The organism is Gillisia lutea, assembly GCF_021568705.1.
GTDB lineage: Bacteria > Bacteroidota > Bacteroidia > Flavobacteriales > Flavobacteriaceae > Gillisia > Gillisia lutea.
This window is the reverse complement of sequence record NZ_JAKGTH010000010.1, coordinates 216,760-234,391: the sequence shown is the minus strand read 5'-3', so window position 1 is coordinate 234,391 and position 17,632 is coordinate 216,760. Positions and strand designations below refer to the sequence as shown.

Below are 17,632 nucleotides of genomic sequence, written 5' to 3'. Positions count from 1 at the left end.
AGATTAGTAATGAAATTAAAATGGATGCTTCCTATACTATTATTGATAATTATTTCTTGTAAAGATCAATCATCTTCTGAGCCATCAAATGAGTCTACCCTAAGTACTCAAAAAGTTTTACCAGAAGACACCGATACCATACTAAAGAATACAGAAGATTACCCGGTAAATACAACAACCGTTACTTCTAAAATAACCTCAGGGCAATATATAAAGTTAGAAAAAGAGCCAGCTACGGATTGTAGCTGTTATTGTATCAATTTTGAGCCTGAAGCATCCTCAAAGATGTGCCTTTTGCCTGATAAAATATATGTATTTGTAAGATTTCAAAAAATCGATGACCTGAATTACAACGTATATTTCACAGAAGCAGCTGAGACCAATACTGGAGGTAAAGACATCCCCTGGAATACGTTCGATAAAACTACACCAATTGCAACCATTACAAGCCTTCCTAATAACGAATTGGAAGTAGATTGGTTAGGATTCTCTGTTAATGGCGACTTAGTTATTGACTATGCCCTCTATGGAAAAAAAACACTTGAAGGAAAATATAAAATTCAATAAAATGAAAATGTTATACCTATTAAGCTTTTCAATATTTTTATTCTCCTGTGGGAATGGAAATACTCAAAATACCACACAAAATCATACAAAACTTGATCCGGTTGAAGTCCCCTTGCAAAATAATAAAGCGCGCGCCTATTTTGCCAGCGGTTGCTTTTGGTGTGTGGAAGCAGTTTATGAAAGTGTTAAGGGAGTAGATGAGGCTATTTCAGGATACTCTGGAGGCCATACTACAAACCCTACCTATGAATCAAGTAATACAGGCAGAACCGGTCACGCCGAAGCGGTAGAAGTTATTTACGATCCCCAAGTGGTCGACTTCGAAACCTTGGTAAGAGTTTATTTTGGCTCTCAAAATCCAACCCAAGCAAATGGGCAGGGTTCCGATATGGGTTCACAATACAGGTCTATTATTTTCTATCAAAACGAAGAGCAAAAAAATATCATTGAAAAGGTAAAATCAGAAATCGCAAAGAATTACAAGCAGCCAATTGCTGCAGAGATCGTTCCATTTCAAAAATTCTGGAAAGCAGAAGATTATCATCAAAATTATGAACGCATGCATCCCGAGAATCCATATATTCAAAATGTATCCATTCCACGACTAAATAAATTCAAAAAGAAATTTCCAGAATTATTGAAAGAACATTAATTCTGGGAAATACAAAAAGGCTTCCTAAAAAGCCTTTTTTCTTTTTTTGAAATTTGTAATACTACACCTTGGCAGTCTTATTTAAAGCCTCCAATATGTAATTCTCAACCTCTAAGCTATCCCAAATTTTATCGACATTTTGAAGTTTCATTACTTCATCCATAATTGCGCGTTGCCTATCGCCAATAGCTAATGCTTCTGCATAAGGCTTGTCTGAAAAAGTTACGCGGGAATAAAGTGGCACCCAAATATCAGGATGTTTTTCAGCGAAGTGTTTTTCTATTTTCTTTCTTAAAATAAAAGCAGGATTCGCCGTTTTGCTGCTCATTTCAATAAAATTTCTGTAACTCAGCTCGGCAATAGCGTCGGCATTAGGTTTTCTACTACTTTGATATTCCTTAAAAATACGTTCCCAGTCATCCTCATATTCTTCAATCAGATTATCCAGCACTAAAATATCTTCAAAGCCTGCGTTCATCCCCTGTCCATAAAATGGTACAATAGCGTGAGCAGAATCTCCAACCAGCGCTACTTTATCCCAATAGGTCCAAGGAAAACATTTCATAGTAACCATTGCACTTGTTGGGTTCTTAAAAAAATCCCGCATTAAATTGGAAATATCCTGCATAATATCAGGGAAATAAGTACTGAAAAATTGCTCTGCCTGCTCCTCAGACTTAATACTTTCAAAAGAAACCTCACCTTCAAACGGCAAGAAAAGAGTACATGTAAAACTCCCATTTAAATTTGGCATAGCTATTAACATAAACTCACCACGAGGCCAAATATGAAATGATGTAGGATCCAACTTATGACTCCCATCTTCATTTGCCGGGATTGTGAGCTCCTTGTAGCCAACATCGATAAAATTTTGAGAATAATTGAATCTGCTTTGACGTTGCATTTTATGTCGCACCCTAGAGAAGGCTCCATCTGCCCCAAAAACTATATCAAATTGATACTCTTGCCAAACGCCTTTTTCACTTTCACCTGTATAAATCTTCGCTTCGGGAAGCTTGATATCCCAGACCTTTTCTTCAAACTTAAAAACGACACCTGCTTCTTCAGCTAGGTCGATCATTTTTCTATTTAAGATTCCACGGGAAATAGAATAAATAGCCTCTCCTTCTTTTCCGTATTTTTGAAAATAAAGCGGTGTATTATTTACATGAAGAGCTCTCTTATCTAAAGGTAGCGCTAGTTTTCTTATCTCCTCTTCAATCCCCACTTTTCTTAAGCTACTCCATCCTCTATTAGACATTGCTAGATTAATAGATCGCCCGGAAAATTCAACCGTTCTAACGTCCTGCCTCCTGTCAAAAACAGTTACAGAATGTCCGCGTTTCTTTAAATATATTGCCAGAAGAGATCCTACCAATCCAGAGCCAATTATGGCGATATTTTTTTCTTTTTGCATTCGTTTTTTTAGAATAGCACACCTTAAACTGCTTGCTTACACCTTTTAATGTATACTAGTATTAGAAGTGGCTTTGCCGCGTAAAAATAATGAAATTATATAACATACTCTTTAGAGGAATATCGCAGATATTGTCAAAGTTCTTTCATTGCAAATACAATAAACACGCTTTTATTAAACTGGAACGTTAAATTGGAAGTAATTATAATTTGTTTAACAAAGCGTAGCACTAGCATCTTGTAACTTTAATTAATTATTAAAAATAAGACCTATGGAACAAGAACAACCACTACTACAATCATATCAACTTGGGAATTTAAATTTAAAGAATCGAGTTGTAATGGCCCCCATGACAAGGAACCGCGCTGATAATGCAAACAATTCACCCATCGATTTGCATATAAAATACTACAAACAGCGTAGTGAAGCAGGACTTATAATTACCGAAGGATCACAGATCTCTGAACGAGCAAGAGGCTATATTAACACTCCTGGAATACATACCGAAACCCAATCGGAGGCTTGGAGAAATGTTACAACAGCCGTACACGAGGCAGATGGAAAGATTTTTATACAGTTATGGCATTGCGGAGCAATTTCACATCCAAAATTTCATGACGGAGAAAAACCCCTTGCACCAAGTGCGGTAAACCCAAACACCCAAGCCTATACAAAGGATGGTTTTGAAGATACCGTGGAACCACGGGCAATGACATTGGCAGAGATAAAAGAAACCGTTCAGGAATTTAAAAAAGCGGCCCAATTTGCACTGGAAGCCGGGTTTGACGGGGTGGAAATACATTCTTCTAACGGATATCTCATACATCAGTTCTTTAATAAAAAAGCAAACGTTAGAACTGATGATTATGGTGGAAGCATAGAGAACCGGGCTAGATTCTTCTTTGAGGTTATTGAGGCCGTGGCAGAGGTTTGGGATGAAAACCGTATTGGAGTACGTTTAAACCCTTCCCTTCACGATGCCTTTGGAATAAAAGCTTCTGAAGAAACTATTCCTACCTTCGATTATATAGTGAATAAATTGAATGCATATGACTTGGCATACCTTCATTTATCAGAACCATTTACAGATGTAAGCAATATTGATTATTTAGAAAGCAACATCGCCAAGCACTATCGCCCACTCTATAAAGGAACATTAATGATTAACAATCAATTTGACAAGGAAAAGGGAAATAAAGTGATTGCTGAAGGCGAGGCTGATCTGGTTTCATTCGGAAAACTCTTTATATCTAACCCCGATCTTCCTATCCGCTTTGCGCAAAATGCAACTTTAGCAGAATGGGATGAAAACACCTTCTATACCACCGGTGAAAAAGGTTATACCGATTACCCAACATTAGAAGACTAAACCACAAGAAATTAAGGCTTTTTTAAACATTGTTATAGTTTCCCTTTTAAGCACATCCAGTAAATTAGGTCAGTTTTTAACTGACCTTTTTTTATGAAACACTATACCCTACATGATCTTGATGCGTTAGACAGGATATTTAGAAACAATCTTATAAATAGTGCCACAGGCTATAAATCTGCAAATCTTTTAGCTACGCAATCAAGAAATGGTAATACCAATCTTGCAGTTTTTAACTCTGTAACTCATTTGGGAAGTAATCCCCCTTTACTCAGTTTTATTTTAAGACCAACAACTGTAGCTCGAAACACCTATAAAAACATTTCAGAAACCAATTATTTCAGCATTAATCATATTAACAGCAATATTATAGCTCAGGCTCATCAAACCTCAGCTAAATATGATTCAGAAATTTCAGAATTTACCAAAACCGGGTTGACCGAAGAATATTTAGATGATTTCTTCGCTCCTTATTTAAAGGAATCCTTCATAAAATTGGGCTGTCGATATATAAACGAATATCTTATAAAGGAAAATAATACTATCATGATAATTGCTGAAATTCAACATTTATACTTTATGGAAGATATTGAAATGACAGATGGATGGCTTCAACTGGATAAAGCCCAAACAGTAGCGATAAATGGCTTAGATGGATATGCATTACCAAGCTTACTAGATAGATTTGGTTATGCTCGCCCAGAAAAAGACATCTCTTCCCTTCTTAAAACCCAAGACCTCATAAAATATTAAAAATTTAGATAAATACTTATAATTAAGTTAAACCATAGTTAAATAGTCTTTTTTCAACTTGTGAATTCTATAAATTCGCATAGAATCACTAACCAAATAATGTGATTTTAAGAAAATTTACGCTTATTCCTGAAGGGTTTAAGTAATTTATTTAGAATCATTAACCAACTAGCAATTTTAAAATTGCTTTAAAACAACCAAACATGAGAGACTTAATTTGGCTTATCGTAGTATTATTGATTATTGGATGGCTTGTAGGATATTTCGCCTTCCCAGATTTAGGTAGCATAATTCACATCCTAATTGTGGTAGCTGTTATACTTGTATTATACAAATTACTAACCGGAAGGAGATTGTAATTTTAACTGATAAAAAAGGCCCTTTGTAATTCAAAGGGCCTTTTTTTTGCTTCATTTTATCTGCTCCACTTCTGTTCCTGATATGTGAGAAACTCGAATACCGGTATTTATCAAAGCGAATAAATACTTATTTTTACTTTAAACCTCATGATATGAAAAAAATAATATCGGCACTCATCGTACTTCTAGTGCTTACAAGCTGTAAAGATAATAATGCGCAACAGGAAACAGTTAAAGAAAACATTACCACCCCCTTAGCTATTACACAGCAAATTGCGAATGCAAATGGCTACGAAAACTTCAAAGATATTAGTGAATTAAACTTCACATTTAATGTAAAGGTGAATGACACTTTAAGAGCCAATCGCTCATGGAAATGGCTGCCAAAGGAAAATAAAATACGTCTTATTGAAGGGCAGGATACCATAAGCTATATCAAATCTGAAGAATTAAATGAAAAAGCACTGGCTGTCGATCAAAAATTTATAAACGACAGTTACTGGCTTCTATTCCCTTTTCAACTTGTTTGGAGTAATTTCGAAATGGAAGAAAGTGGAAGTGTTACATCTCCTATAAGCAAGGCAGAAATGAAGAGCCTAGCTATTAAATACACTAATAATGGAGGCTACACTCCCGGCGACACCTATTATATATATTATAGCGACGATCTTATGGTTAAGGAATGGACATATCAATCTTCCGGTGGCAGAAGTTTATCCACCACCTGGGAAGACTATACTTTATTTAAAGGTATCCCAATTGCACAAATGCACAAATCTGAAGATGGCAGTTTCCAACTATATTTTACCGATATATCAGTAAAATAAATCAGTGAGAACGAAGCCCTTTCTTTAGTATCTGGCCAAAGTCGTACATATCTTCATAAGAACAATAAAAAGGAGCGGGAGCAAGACGAATAACGTTAGGCTCTCGCCAATCTGTTATCACCCCGTTTTTCATTAAATAATTAAACAGTTCTTTTCCTTCTCCATGAAGAAATACAGATAACTGTGTACCACGTTCATCCTGATTAGCCGGGGTAATAATCTCAAAAGTTGTTCCCTCTACTCCTTTATCAATATCCTCAAGTATAAACTCTAAATACGCAACAATTCTATTCCTTTTCTCTATAAGGGCAGGCATTCCAACCTCGTCAAACATTTCCAAAGACGCTAAATAGGGAGCCATCGCTAAAATAGGAGCATTACTAATTTGCCAAGCATTGGCATCCGGTTCTGGCTGGAACTCCGGCTCCATTAAAAACCGCCTTTCTTTATTATGCCCCCACCATCCTTCAAACCGTGGGATATTATTGAGTCCGTGATATTTTTCGTTTATATAACAACCAGAAGCATTACCAGGTCCTGAATTCATGTATTTATAGCTGCACCAGGCAGCAAAGTCTACATCCCACTCATGCAATTTCAATTCAATATTTCCTGCAGCATGTGCTAGATCCCACCCCACAATAGCTCCTGCTTCGTGCCCGGCATGAGTAATAGTTTTCATATCCAGAACTTGCCCAGAGTAATAATTCACTCCACCTATAAGTACTAAAGCACATTCCTCACCAACTTCCTTAATTACAGCAAGGATATCTTCGGTTCTAAAGCAGTTTTCTCCCTCTCTTTTTTTAACCTCAACTATAGCCTTTTTAGGATCCAGACCATGAAATTTTACTTGAGAAGCTATCATATACTGATCACTGGGAAATGCCTTCTCCTCACAAATTATTTTAAATCTCTTTTTAGTGGGTCTGTAGAAGGAAACCATCAACAAATGAAGATTTACAGTAAGAGTGTTCATTACGGCTATTTCGTGTGACTTTGCTCCCACAACTTTTGCCAGCTTTTCAGAAAAACGCTCATGATAATCCCACCAAGGTTTATCGGCGTAAAAATGTCCTTCTACGGCAAGATTGGCCCAGTCTGTCATCACCTCATCTACATATTTTTTAGCCAATTTGGGCTGCAATCCTAATGAATTTCCTGTAAAATAGATGACCTCTTTATTGTTGACCTTAGGAAAAATAAATTCTTCTTTATATTTAGCCAAGGGATCGTTCGCATCTAGATTTTGTGCAAATTCCCTTGTATTTTTGAATTCCATAGAAGCAAGTTTTCCGTAAAAATAACATTTAATTCTGCGTCCCAAAAACACCGAGAATGCTTTTATTTAATTTAATTCAGTATAAAAATATGCGAATGCGTAAATTTGAAAAAAAATAATATATAGATGCATTTTATACCGGAAGCTTTAGACCACTATTCTGTAAAACATACGCAAGAAGAGCCGGAACTTTTAAAAAAGCTGACTAGAGAAACCTATCAAAAAGTGCTACAACCCCGGATGCTTAGCGGGCATTATCAAGGCAGGTTATTAAGCATTATCTCTAAATTAATAAAGCCCAAGAGTATACTGGAACTTGGTACTTATACCGGCTACTCTGCTTTGTGCTTAGCGGAAGGTTTACAAAAAGACGGGGTGTTACATACAATTGACATTAATGAAGAACTCTACGATTTTCAAAGAAAATATTTTGATCTCTCGCCATATAAAAATCAGATCCATCAACACTTAGGAAATGCATTAGAAATAGTACCTAGTCTAGAAGGCAAATTCGATATTATTTTTGTTGATGCCGATAAGCCGAATTATCCAGCTTATTTCAACATGCTTGTGGAAAAATTAAATCCGGGTGGAGTTATTCTAACCGACAATGTTCTATGGAGCGGAAAGGTTGTAGAGAACGTTAAGAAAGATGATATTTCAACTCAAGCTTTATTAAGATATAATAAAATGGTTGCAGAGGATCCTCGATTAGAGAGTATTCTATTACCGATAAGAGATGGACTTAGCCTTAGCCGTTTAAAGGATGCTAGGCCTTAGTCCTTAACATCTTGTTTTGAACGTTTAAATAGAGCTTGTGAAAAACAAATCCAAACATAATTCCTACAAGCATGCCTACAAATAGATCTAGCGGATAATGAACTCCCACGTATACCCTGCTTATTACAAAAGTTGCAGGCCAGATATATACTACATATATCCACGGGTATTTTTCTTTTAAGCTAAGGATTACAAAGGTGCTCACCACAAAGGAAGCGGAAGCGTGCCCCGAAAAAAAACTATAATTGGTTGGATTTTGTAATACCCGAATTACATCAATGAGATCGGGATTATTATTGGGCCGTAGACGAACAGCAAAGCCTTTAACCAAGTTAGTAAAGGCAAGGGTGGTAAAAAAGGATGCGAATAAAAATAGAGAATGAAGAAGGGCCTTTTTCCAATGAAAGGCACTAAAAAAAAGAACAAAGAACAATATATAGAGAGGAATCCAGTGTTTAATATTTGTTACAAATATCCAGAAATCATCGTACTGCTCTATACCGAGGCCATTAAGAAAAACAAATAACTCTCTGTCCCACTTATACAGCTGTTCGATCATTAGAATCTACGTTTAACCGAACCTGTTATTTGATCAATATCTTCTTTTACCTTACTGATCTCATTTCTAACATCAGCAGAAATATCGGTATCAATACCTTGCTTCTCGGCGCTTTTTTGGATCTCGCTTTTAATATCATTGGAAGCATTTCGCAAAGTGCGCATGCCTTTCCCCAAACCTCGGGCTATTTCCGGAATTTTATCTGCTCCAAAAACCATTACCAGTATAAAGACTATAAAGGCAATTTCAGCACCACTAATAAATAAAGGAAGTGTCATCATAGTTGGCAAATATAACGACAAATTGTATTAAAAAAGAAGCCGACTCGTTAAAGTCGGCTTAATTTTTATTTAGCTATAATTAATCAGCTGTATTTGCTTTAAACTGCTGGAACTTATCTTCTTTAACCTCTTGAGGCCAGCTGTTATTATCCAAATTAACATCGGCAGTTTCAAGATTAGGATCTACTACTACTTTAGTAATTTCCTTGTTGCTGGCAACTGCTTTGCTTACCTCTGAATCATTCTTACGCCATACCTGCACCGGGTAGGTTACATTTTCTGTAGTCCCATCAGCATAGGTATATTCAACAATTAACGGCATAACAAGTCCACCCGGCTTTTCGAAGGTGATTTGATAGAAATACTTTGGAGATTTCATCTTAGCACGTTCCTCGGTTGAGAAGTTATCCATAATGAATTCATTCAACTTTGGAGCATTGTCTAGTGGGTTCCCTTCTTTCATAGATTCGGTAAAATCTTCGCTACCTTCTTCTACAACGTAAACTGCATCTATACTTGAGGGATCGGTTATTCCATATCGCTCCAAGAAAGCAGCTCCTTCCTTAGTAACATTATCGGTTACAAAGTACTTTTTAACTTCTTTCACTCCTATATCTACATAATCGGTAGAATAGAACCAACCTCTCCAGAACCAGTCTAGATCTACACCAGAAGCATCTTCCATTGTTCTAAAGAAATCCTCGGGAGTTGGGTGCTTAAACATCCATCTTTGCGCATAGGTTTTAAAAGAGTAATCAAAAAGATCATTCCCCATTACTGTTTCTCTCAAAATATTTAAGGCAGTTGCAGGTTTTCCGTAGGCATTGTTTCCTAATTGAAAAACGTTTTCAGGATTAGACATTATTGGAGAAATGAATTTCTGATCACCTTTCATATAAGGAACAATTTTAGTTGGCTCTCCTCTTCTTGAAGGATAAGACGCTTCAGGGCTAATAGCTTCCGGATATTGCTTTCCAAAATCCTGCTCAGCCAAATATTGCATAAAGGTATCAAGACCTTCGTCCATCCATCCCCACTGACGCTCATCACTGTTTACGATCATCGGGAAGAAATTGTGTCCAACTTCATGAATAATTACACTGATCATTCCAAATTTCACCCGATCACTATAAGTACCATCCTCTTCCGGACGCCCGTAATTCCAGCAAATCATAGGATATTCCATACCTTGATTTTTAGCATGAATAGAAATTGCCTTATGGTAAGGATACTGGAAGGTGTGTTTTGAATATGAAGTTAAGGTAGTAGCTACCGCACGAGTAGAATACTGCTCCCAAAGCGGATTTCCTTCTTTTGGGTACATAGAAACCGCCATAACATCTTTTCCCATTACATCAACATTCATCATATCTACAATGAACTTTCTTGACGTAGAAAAAGCAAAATCACGCACCATTTCAGCTTTTAACTTCCAGGTTTTCTTTTTATCTGAAAATTGCTTTTCTGCAGCTTCAGCTTCAGCTTGCGTAACAATAAGAACTGGCTTGTCGTAAGACTTCTTAGCCTGCTCATATCGCTTCATCATTTCCTTGCTATAAACTTCTTTTCTATTTTGAATTTCTCCGGTACCATCCAGAACATGATCTGCAGGTACGGTAATGTTCACTTCATAATTACCAAAAGGCAAAGCGAATTCTCCATTACCCCAGAATTGCATATTTTGCCAACCTTCTACATCATTATAAACAGCCATTCTAGGAAAGAACTGAGCTATAACATAAGCATTATTTCCATCTTTAGGGAAATGCTCGTAACCAGATCTTGCACGATCGGTTACATGGTTGTTTATATTATACCACCACTTAATTTTAAAAGAGAAACTCTCACCAGCCTTTAATGGTTGTGGAAGATCCACTCTCATCATAGTAAAGTTTATAGTATGAGGTAAAGCTTTCCCATCTTTAGAAACTTCTGTGATATTGAATCCACCATCGAACGGCTCGTCCATGAACTGGTTCACGAAAGTACTTTGTTGATTTACCGGATTGATCCCGCTACCATTTTTCTCTATGGCAGGAGAGTTTTTCGAACGAATATTTTGATCCAATTGCACCCAAAGGTATTCTAATGCATCTGGAGAATTATTATGATAGGTAATGGTTTCTACACCAGTAAGTTTTTGAGTTTTATCATCTAACTCGACATCCATTTTGTAATCGGCCTGATTTTGATAATAAGCCGCTCCCGGAGCACCTGCACCAGTACGATACTGATTGGGCGTAGAGAATTCCTGATAAAGTTGTCTAAACTTGTTTTCATTAAGATGGCCCATTTGCTTAACTTCTTCAGCTTTGGTTTCATTATCTTGAGCGTAAAGCCCTGCTGAAAAGATTAAGAAAAACACCAACATTGCAGATTTAATTTTTCTCATTATGGTTTTTCTTGATTTAATTTGTTAAAAATAAGTATTTAATGCTGTCACACAATTTTATCCTAAAAATTTAACACCTCTTCCAGTCTCCCGGATGTAAGTATCATACTTTTAGTTTCTCCTCTATATTCTATATGGACTAGATTTTTTTGCTCCTCGAACATATCGGTTAAAATGGCATTTTTAACCTTAATTGATTTTAGCTCAGAAACATCGGTCACTTCTAAATAGATAAGCGCCATGTCATCTTCATATTCCTTTCCTATATACTTTACCGCAACAGGAACTCCATTTACTTCAATTTGAAGTTTTTGATCTAAGTATTTTTTTAAATATGTTGTCACCGCCTCCTTCTCATCTTTTGACGAGAGCATAAGGGATTTATCATATCTCTTCTGAAGTAATTTTTCAAGATCGTCTATAAATACTCTGGAAATTATTTGAAGACTTTTATTTTTCTGATTGTATTCAACTTCGGTAACACTTATATAGAATTTGTGATAATCATTTGTATGCTTAGTTGTAAATGAAGATAAACTAAGCATTAGTAGAAGTACTAATATTTTAATTTTCATAATCGTTAAGGTGTTATTTAAATATGAGGATCTATCATATCACTTCAAAAAATATTCCATTCTTATCAAACAAATCATTTTAAAAAGGGGTTAAGGCGTCGACATCCTTTGAAAACTTTGATACTCTTCAGCCATTCGCTTAAAGAACTCATATAGCTTCAGGACTTTATCCTCCTCTAATAAGTCGTTAAACCCTGCATCCTTTGCGCAATAATACACATAGCCTTCTATTAAATTAGATGCTATTCCTAAATCGTTTATAAACGTCTTTTCGGGAAAAAGATTGATTGCTGTTTTAACCTGGCCTTTATTTGTTACAAGAGCTTGTCGCTGTTTTAACTTTTTATGCCTGCCAGACAGTCGATTTATCAAAGGCTCGAGGCTTACCGACATATTAGTGATTCCAAACCGTGCTACATCTTGATTAATTTCTCTCTCTAAGGAGGTAGGCCCTTCTTTATACGGGATAGGAATTCCGAACTTTGAAGCTGCATACACCTTCATACCGTTAATATCTTGAGCCATATTACCAGACAATGTAATATTGCTGATTTTCACTTCTTCAAGTTCATTTACGATTTCCCTAAGATTTACCTTAAGAAGCTTGGACTCCATGATTTTTGTAGTAATTACAACTTGAAGAAGTTCATATTGGACAGAAGAAAACAAAAGAGTATCTCCTTTTTGAACCAAGAGAGTAAATTCTCCTAACTCATTGTTTACAGTTCCTTTTGACTGAGTCTTATTTATAATATGAATAGTAGAATTCTCGAGAGAATCTTGCATGATTAGGCCTTGAAGTTGAATATTTTCTTGTGCAAATGCAAAAGAAATTAAAAGGAAGTTTAGAAATAGAAAGAGCCAATACTTCAAATTAATAGGCCTCACTTAATTCTTTATATTTTTCACTTTGTTGCATTAAAAAAGCAACCAGATCCAGTTTATTTTCATCATTAAGAAGCTGCCTATTTAAACCATTGTCATCAGCAAAAAATATAAAATCATTTATCCGCTCCTCTTTAATTCCTAAACCATTAATAAAGAACGCATCATCAAAGATCTTTCTTAATTCATCATCTATTTGATCTTTAGGTATATCACTTGAAATTGCAGATTTACCCACGCTATTACCGGATCCAACAAGAGTACTAACTCCTTTAACCAGTAACCCCAGAACATCTACTCCGGCTGGCGGTCCCGCCCTCTGTCCGAGTGCAATATTTACCGGAGCAGATTGATGGTCGTTCACATCAGATTCAAAGTACCTGTTTTTTACATTCAATCCATTTAACTCTACAGGAAGTTTGTAAACTTTAATAGCAGCGATATCTGTATTTAAATTTCCAGTAAGAGTGGTATTTTTTAGTGTAACCTCATCTAAGAAATTTAAACTTTCCTGAAGTTCTACCACTAGATTTCCTGACTCGAGCATCTTTTTAGTAACGCTAATTTCCTTATTATCATATTGAATAGAGGAAAACAACAATACATCATTTTCCTTTACCATGATTTTAAAGTTGCCCTGCTTGCCACTTATAGTTCCTGTTTGTTGCGTAACATTAATAACATTAATTGAAGTTCCGTCGAGATTTTCTGCTTTTATTTTCCCTTGAAAAGGGATGTTTTCCTGTGCCCATATTGATAAGGAAATCAATAAAAACATGAGACTCAAACTTAACTTCATACTTTATGTAGATTAATATGTTAAAACGCTTAAATTAATCTATTTATTTCTTAGAGCGTTGCTTTTTATATCTTTTGGCCTGATCTATTAGAAACTCTATGAGGTCTAGCTCATTTCCTTTTCTAAGCATTTGCTCGCTTAAACCATTGTTATCGGCATAAAAAATAAAATCATTTATTTCATTTACGGGCAATCCAAGATTTTCTTGAAAAAATTCATCCTTATAAAGTTCCCGCAATGCTGTATCGGTGTTAAGATTCCTACCAGAAGCATAGGGCTCCTTAACCTGCTCCTGTTTACTTGTTAATAATAAGGCTTTAAAGATATTTACGAAATTTAATCCATTAACCAGTCTGGTCTGACTAAATTCCAAAGCTTTATTTTTTGGTGGAGACTGTGTATCGACATTTGTTTCAGATTCAAAATAAATATTCTGGGCCTCTGCTCCAGTCATACTTACAGTTTCTCTAACCACCTGCAAGCGTGAAATATCGGTATTTATATTACCACTCAGGTCATAAGGAGAAACCACCACTTCAGGCAATTTATTGATAATCTCCTTCACATAAATATTGATCTCTCCCGAATCTATAACGCTTTCATCTATTATTACAGTGAACTTTTCAAACTGAATAGCAGAAACTTCAATACTGTCATTTACTGCCATAGCTAAAGTAAAGCTACCTTGTGCATCTGAAATTGCCCCCATAAGAGAATTTAAATTATAGACACTTACTCCTCCAGGGTTCTCACCTACGGGAACTTGTATAGTTCCTGAAATTTGAGTTCTACCAGCAGTTTGCCCATAGCAATAAGCGCCAAGGAAAATTAAAAGCAGAAGGAAAGAAACCTTTTTCATATTCAATTAAGTTATGGGAAGAATTACATTTTCGGGTAAATATAACAAGTCCACAAGTAAAATTTTTGTTAAACCAATACAATACTTAAATTTACAAAAATTACTCATGAAAAATGCACTATTAGCCAGCACATCCACCCTACACGGGCAAAAATATTTAGAGTACCTGCTGCCGGAAATCTCAAGCCTGTTTAATAATTGTAAAGAAATCATCTTCATACCTTATGCCAGACCGGGAGGTATTAGCCACGATGAATACACCAACCTTGCAAAAGCCGCATTTCAAGAGATGTCGTTTCAGATAAAAGGGATTCACGAATATGATAATCCAAAAGAGGCCATAGAAAAGTGTGACGGGATTTTTACCGGTGGTGGCAATACGTTTTTATTAGTTACCAAGCTTTACAAAGAAGGAATTATCGACATACTTTCAAAAAGAATAACAGAAGGTCTTCCCTATTTAGGAACAAGTGCTGGCACTAATATCGCGGGGCTTACTATGCAAACTACCAATGACATGCCAATTATTTACCCCCCTAGTTTTAAAACCTTAGGAATTATTCCTTTTAACCTGAATCCACACTACTTAGATCCTGATGTTAATTCCACACACAAAGGCGAAACAAGAGAAACTCGAATTAAAGAATTTCACAGCATAAATACTCAACCTGTAGTAGGACTAAGAGAAGGAAGCTGGCTGGAATTAAAAAATAACAAGATCACTTTAAGAGGAGATCTTAGTGCACGAATATTTACTGCCGGAAATACCCCTTACGAACTAGAATCGAATAGTGACCTTAGCCAGCTTAATTAATATGGATTATCAAAAAATTTTAGATCAAATCCACGAAGAATTAACCTATAAAGACGCTTTAGGCAAGGTTGCTTCCTATATTCCAGAACTGGCAAAAGTCGACCCTAGAAAATTCGGAATGCATTTGTATTGTGATGATGCCAGTCATTTTTCTTTTGGCGATAGTGAAGAAAGATTCTCCATCCAAAGTATTTCAAAGGTTTTTACACTTACAATGGCCATGCAACTTTTAGGAGAAGATCTATGGGAACGTGTAGATGTAGAACCTTCAGGGGATCCTTTTAATTCACTTACCCAGTTGGAATATGAGAACGGAGTACCCAGAAATCCCTTTATCAACTCAGGAGCTTTAGTAATAGCTGACATCCTTGTCTCCAATCTTCAAGATCCGAAAAGAGAGCTATTAGAGTTTGTAAGAAAACTTACCGGTAACAATACGATCGACTACGATCTGGATGTCGCTAATTCTGAAAAATCTACAGGGTACAGGAATTATGCATTGGTCAATTACATGAAGGCTTTAGGCAATATTAAAAACGATGTAGAACCAATCGTTGATTTTTATTTTCATCAATGTTCGTTAGCCATGTCATGCAAAGAACTAGCACAGGCATTCATGTTGTTTGCTAACAGAGGAAAATTATTAGAAACAGAAGAAAAAATAATTTCCAAAACAAAAACCAAACGTATTAATGCCCTTATGCAAACTTGCGGCTTCTATGATGAAGCTGGTGAATTTAGTTTTGAAGTAGGTTTACCAGGAAAGAGTGGTGTTGGTGGGGGTATTGTAGCTATACATCCCTCAAAATATTCGGTTGCAGTTTGGAGCCCTCTCCTAAATAAAAAAGGAAATTCGGAACTTGGAATGGCAGCATTGGAAAGACTTACTACCTTAACCGGATTTTCAATTTTTTAGCATAAATAATTCTATATAAACCAATTACATAAATTGATTAAAAATAAAAAACCTCATCAAATAAATGATGAGGTTTTTTTGAGCGAAAGACCGGGTTCGAACCGGCGACATTCAGCTTGGAAGGCTGACGCTCTACCAACTGAGCTACTTTCGCAAGACGATGCAAATATAAAGTTTAAAGTAATTATCTACCAAGAAAAATTACAGCTTTTTTAAAAAATGATAGCCTTTTATCACATAATCATGATTCATATAAAATTTATGAGACCGGAAATTACTAACATACGAATTCAATTCACTTGTCTCACAGCCCTTTGAGATAGCATATTTAAAAATGAACTCAAAAATATCTTTTCCTATTCCTTTATTCTGAAATTCCTTTTTAACAAATACATGATCTGGCTCACATGACTTTCCCGCATAGTGCCTAGTCATGAACCACAAGCCAAAAACCCCTATTAGCTCTTTATCTGCATAAACCCCAAAGCACTCATAATTTTGATCGAACATTTCTTCAAAACGAACTCGAAGCACCTCATTATCTACCTTATACTCACCTAATTCCTCCACAAAGGGCAACACCAATTCAATGTCTTTTTTTAAAATCTTGTTAAATGCCAATTCCATCCTGCGGTTTTGTGCGAAAATAGTCATAATTTTAGCTACAAATATTAATCAGAATTAAATCTCATGAAAAATAAATCAGGAAAGATTCAAGACCTTATTGATAACAACTTTTTAGAGCAGCGCAAGATCTTTCTTTGGGGTGAAGTAGATGGAAAAAGTGCAAAACATGTAATTGAACACCTTTTATATTTAGATTCGGTATCCGATAAAGAAATACAGTTTTTCATAAATAGTCCGGGAGGTTATGTAACCGACGGCTTTGCTATTTACGATACCATGAAATCTTTAAAAAGTCCGGTTTCTACCATATGTTCAGGGCTGGCAGCATCTATGGGGTCCATCCTGTTATCTGGAGGAGCAAAAGGGCGAAGATTTATTCAACCTTTAGCTAAAGTGATGATTCACCAACCGAGTGGAGGAGCAAGAGGTCAGGCATCAAATATTGAAATTCAGGCTGCTGAAATTTTAAAGATAAAGGAAATCAGTGCTCAAATTTTAGCTGAAAATTGCGGGCAGGAAGTAGAAAAAGTATTGAAGGATTTCAATAGAGATTACTGGATGAACGCTCAAGAATCCATAGAATACGGAATTGTTGACGGGATTTATCAACCCTAAAAAAATACTGGAAATGAGTATGGAAATAAAACACAAGGAAAGTAATACTCGTGGCATGTTCTATATGGAAGATGATTCCGGAATTATTTCAGAACTTACCTATAGCAGGCAAAGTAATGACATTATTATAATAGACCATACACAAACCCGAACAGAACTTGAAGGCAAAGGACTAGCATCTAGGCTATTAAAAAAAAGCGTGGAGTTTGCACGGGAAAACAATTTAAAGATCGACCCACTATGCCCGTTTGCTGAGGTAAAGTTTGACGAGAACAAGGACTATCACGACGTGTTATCCAAATAA

21 protein-coding genes and 1 tRNA gene are annotated in these 17,632 nt (G+C 35.9%); 11 read left to right on the top strand and 11 right to left on the bottom strand.

The genetic code is table 11. From position 1 onward, the window contains the following. Positions 1-9: 9 nt before the first annotated feature. The gene (locus L1I30_RS12145; RefSeq protein ID WP_236134563.1) at positions 10-567 is read left to right on the top strand and encodes a hypothetical protein; all 558 of its coding nucleotides are present in this window, start codon (positions 10-12) and stop codon (positions 565-567) included. 1 nt (position 568) lies between these two features. Further along, the gene (msrA, locus tag L1I30_RS12140; protein ID WP_236134562.1) at positions 569-1,219 is read left to right on the top strand and encodes a peptide-methionine (S)-S-oxide reductase MsrA; all 651 of its coding nucleotides are present in this window, start codon (positions 569-571) and stop codon (positions 1,217-1,219) included. 61 nt (positions 1,220-1,280) lie between these two features. Here the strand turns inward: msrA and L1I30_RS12135 are convergent, their stop codons facing one another. Beyond that, positions 1,281-2,636: an FAD-dependent oxidoreductase gene (locus L1I30_RS12135; protein ID WP_236134561.1), complete on the bottom strand. Its 1,356-nt coding sequence runs from the start codon at positions 2,634-2,636 to the stop codon at positions 1,281-1,283. A gap of 271 nt (positions 2,637-2,907) precedes the next feature. On the opposite strand from L1I30_RS12135, the gene L1I30_RS12130 reads away from it, so the two are divergent. From L1I30_RS12130 to L1I30_RS12115, 4 genes are all read left to right on the top strand, one after another. After that, on the top strand, positions 2,908-4,005 hold the full coding sequence (locus L1I30_RS12130) for an alkene reductase (protein ID WP_236134560.1): 1,098 nt from the start codon (positions 2,908-2,910) through the stop codon (positions 4,003-4,005). 93 nt (positions 4,006-4,098) lie between these two features. Beyond that, positions 4,099-4,758 carry a flavin reductase family protein gene (locus L1I30_RS12125; protein WP_236134559.1) on the top strand — a complete coding sequence of 220 codons (660 nt, stop codon included), beginning with the start codon at positions 4,099-4,101 and terminating at the stop codon, positions 4,756-4,758. A 203-nt stretch (positions 4,759-4,961) separates the two neighbouring features. Beyond that, the gene (locus L1I30_RS12120) at positions 4,962-5,117 is read left to right on the top strand and encodes a lmo0937 family membrane protein (protein ID WP_236134558.1); all 156 of its coding nucleotides are present in this window, start codon (positions 4,962-4,964) and stop codon (positions 5,115-5,117) included. Positions 5,118-5,269: 152 nt separating this feature from the next. Continuing rightward, positions 5,270-5,944, top strand: a complete 675-nt coding sequence (locus tag L1I30_RS12115; RefSeq protein ID WP_236134557.1) for a hypothetical protein — start codon at positions 5,270-5,272, stop codon at positions 5,942-5,944. 1 nt (position 5,945) lies between these two features. Here the strand turns inward: L1I30_RS12115 and kynU are convergent, their stop codons facing one another. Beyond that, complete coding sequence (kynU, locus tag L1I30_RS12110) at positions 5,946-7,226, bottom strand: kynureninase (RefSeq protein WP_236134556.1); 1,281 nt, start codon at positions 7,224-7,226, stop codon at positions 5,946-5,948. Between the two features lie 126 nt (positions 7,227-7,352). Here kynU and L1I30_RS12105 point away from each other — a divergent pair, with 126 nt between their 5' ends. Then, a complete protein-coding gene (locus tag L1I30_RS12105; RefSeq protein ID WP_236134555.1) occupies positions 7,353-8,006 on the top strand; it encodes an O-methyltransferase in 654 nt (217 codons plus the stop codon). Here the strand turns inward: L1I30_RS12105 and L1I30_RS12100 are convergent. From L1I30_RS12100 to L1I30_RS12070, 7 genes are all read right to left on the bottom strand, one after another. Then, entirely contained in the window at positions 7,996-8,565 is a 570-nt protein-coding gene (locus tag L1I30_RS12100; protein ID WP_236134554.1) for a phosphatase PAP2 family protein, read from the bottom strand. The two genes, L1I30_RS12105 and L1I30_RS12100, sit on opposite strands and share 11 nt — an antisense overlap. After that, entirely contained in the window at positions 8,565-8,846 is a 282-nt protein-coding gene (locus tag L1I30_RS12095; protein WP_236134553.1) for a Sec-independent protein translocase subunit TatA/TatB, read from the bottom strand. Before L1I30_RS12095 ends, L1I30_RS12100 begins: the two co-directional genes overlap by 1 nt. A 79-nt stretch (positions 8,847-8,925) precedes the next feature. After that, positions 8,926-11,238, bottom strand: a complete 2,313-nt coding sequence (locus L1I30_RS12090) for a M1 family metallopeptidase (RefSeq protein ID WP_236134552.1) — start codon at positions 11,236-11,238, stop codon at positions 8,926-8,928. Positions 11,239-11,300: 62 nt separating this feature from the next. Continuing rightward, positions 11,301-11,813, bottom strand: a complete 513-nt coding sequence (locus tag L1I30_RS12085) for a DUF6702 family protein (protein WP_236134551.1) — start codon at positions 11,811-11,813, stop codon at positions 11,301-11,303. A gap of 90 nt (positions 11,814-11,903) precedes the next feature. Continuing rightward, positions 11,904-12,599 (bottom strand): peptidase associated/transthyretin-like domain-containing protein, encoded by a 696-nt coding sequence (locus tag L1I30_RS12080; RefSeq protein WP_236134550.1) that lies wholly within the window; start codon positions 12,597-12,599, stop codon positions 11,904-11,906. 88 nt (positions 12,600-12,687) lie between these two features. Continuing rightward, positions 12,688-13,497 carry a BamP family beta-assembly machinery protein gene (locus L1I30_RS12075; RefSeq protein ID WP_236134549.1) on the bottom strand — a complete coding sequence of 270 codons (810 nt, stop codon included), beginning with the start codon at positions 13,495-13,497 and terminating at the stop codon, positions 12,688-12,690. 43 nt (positions 13,498-13,540) lie between these two features. Then, entirely contained in the window at positions 13,541-14,356 is an 816-nt protein-coding gene (locus L1I30_RS12070) for a BamP family beta-assembly machinery protein (protein ID WP_236134548.1), read from the bottom strand. Between the two features lie 106 nt (positions 14,357-14,462). Here L1I30_RS12070 and pepE point away from each other — a divergent pair, with 106 nt between their 5' ends. Both pepE and L1I30_RS12060 read left to right on the top strand, forming a co-directional pair. After that, a complete protein-coding gene (gene pepE, locus L1I30_RS12065; protein WP_236134547.1) occupies positions 14,463-15,170 on the top strand; it encodes a dipeptidase PepE in 708 nt (235 codons plus the stop codon). A gap of 1 nt (position 15,171) precedes the next feature. Beyond that, positions 15,172-16,086: a glutaminase gene (locus tag L1I30_RS12060; RefSeq protein ID WP_236134546.1), complete on the top strand. Its 915-nt coding sequence runs from the start codon at positions 15,172-15,174 to the stop codon at positions 16,084-16,086. 81 nt (positions 16,087-16,167) lie between these two features. Here L1I30_RS12060 and L1I30_RS12055 read toward each other — a convergent pair. After that, positions 16,168-16,240, bottom strand: a tRNA-Gly gene (locus L1I30_RS12055). Positions 16,241-16,287: 47 nt separating this feature from the next. Continuing rightward, positions 16,288-16,740, bottom strand: coding sequence for a GNAT family N-acetyltransferase (locus tag L1I30_RS12050; protein WP_236134545.1), 453 nt, complete (start codon positions 16,738-16,740; stop codon positions 16,288-16,290). A 36-nt stretch (positions 16,741-16,776) separates the two neighbouring features. On the opposite strand from L1I30_RS12050, the gene L1I30_RS12045 reads away from it, so the two are divergent. Together L1I30_RS12045 and L1I30_RS12040 are read left to right on the top strand one after the other, a co-directional pair. After that, positions 16,777-17,328 carry a ClpP family protease gene (locus L1I30_RS12045; RefSeq protein ID WP_236134544.1) on the top strand — a complete coding sequence of 184 codons (552 nt, stop codon included), beginning with the start codon at positions 16,777-16,779 and terminating at the stop codon, positions 17,326-17,328. 13 nt (positions 17,329-17,341) lie between these two features. Continuing rightward, complete coding sequence (locus L1I30_RS12040) at positions 17,342-17,632, top strand: GNAT family N-acetyltransferase (protein ID WP_236134543.1); 291 nt, start codon at positions 17,342-17,344, stop codon at positions 17,630-17,632.

Coding starts and splice junctions, on each gene's coding strand:
- pepE (WP_236134547.1), top strand. CDS start 14,463: ATGAAAAATGCACTATTAGCCAGCACATCCACCCTACACGGGCAAAAA.
- L1I30_RS12060 (WP_236134546.1), top strand. CDS start 15,172: ATGGATTATCAAAAAATTTTAGATCAAATCCACGAAGAATTAACCTAT.
- L1I30_RS12130 (WP_236134560.1), top strand. CDS start 2,908: ATGGAACAAGAACAACCACTACTACAATCATATCAACTTGGGAATTTA.
- L1I30_RS12115 (WP_236134557.1), top strand. CDS start 5,270: ATGAAAAAAATAATATCGGCACTCATCGTACTTCTAGTGCTTACAAGC.
- L1I30_RS12070 (WP_236134548.1), bottom strand. CDS start 14,356: ATGAAAAAGGTTTCTTTCCTTCTGCTTTTAATTTTCCTTGGCGCTTAT.
- L1I30_RS12045 (WP_236134544.1), top strand. CDS start 16,777: ATGAAAAATAAATCAGGAAAGATTCAAGACCTTATTGATAACAACTTT.
- L1I30_RS12125 (WP_236134559.1), top strand. CDS start 4,099: ATGAAACACTATACCCTACATGATCTTGATGCGTTAGACAGGATATTT.
- kynU (WP_236134556.1), bottom strand. CDS start 7,226: ATGGAATTCAAAAATACAAGGGAATTTGCACAAAATCTAGATGCGAAC.
- L1I30_RS12145 (WP_236134563.1), top strand. CDS start 10: ATGAAATTAAAATGGATGCTTCCTATACTATTATTGATAATTATTTCT.
- L1I30_RS12085 (WP_236134551.1), bottom strand. CDS start 11,813: ATGAAAATTAAAATATTAGTACTTCTACTAATGCTTAGTTTATCTTCA.
- L1I30_RS12100 (WP_236134554.1), bottom strand. CDS start 8,565: ATGATCGAACAGCTGTATAAGTGGGACAGAGAGTTATTTGTTTTTCTT.
- msrA (WP_236134562.1), top strand. CDS start 569: ATGAAAATGTTATACCTATTAAGCTTTTCAATATTTTTATTCTCCTGT.
- L1I30_RS12120 (WP_236134558.1), top strand. CDS start 4,962: ATGAGAGACTTAATTTGGCTTATCGTAGTATTATTGATTATTGGATGG.
- L1I30_RS12095 (WP_236134553.1), bottom strand. CDS start 8,846: ATGATGACACTTCCTTTATTTATTAGTGGTGCTGAAATTGCCTTTATA.
- L1I30_RS12050 (WP_236134545.1), bottom strand. CDS start 16,740: ATGACTATTTTCGCACAAAACCGCAGGATGGAATTGGCATTTAACAAG.
- L1I30_RS12075 (WP_236134549.1), bottom strand. CDS start 13,497: ATGAAGTTAAGTTTGAGTCTCATGTTTTTATTGATTTCCTTATCAATA.
- L1I30_RS12135 (WP_236134561.1), bottom strand. CDS start 2,636: ATGCAAAAAGAAAAAAATATCGCCATAATTGGCTCTGGATTGGTAGGA.
- L1I30_RS12090 (WP_236134552.1), bottom strand. CDS start 11,238: ATGAGAAAAATTAAATCTGCAATGTTGGTGTTTTTCTTAATCTTTTCA.
- L1I30_RS12105 (WP_236134555.1), top strand. CDS start 7,353: ATGCATTTTATACCGGAAGCTTTAGACCACTATTCTGTAAAACATACG.
- L1I30_RS12080 (WP_236134550.1), bottom strand. CDS start 12,599: ATGCAAGATTCTCTCGAGAATTCTACTATTCATATTATAAATAAGACT.
- L1I30_RS12040 (WP_236134543.1), top strand. CDS start 17,342: ATGAGTATGGAAATAAAACACAAGGAAAGTAATACTCGTGGCATGTTC.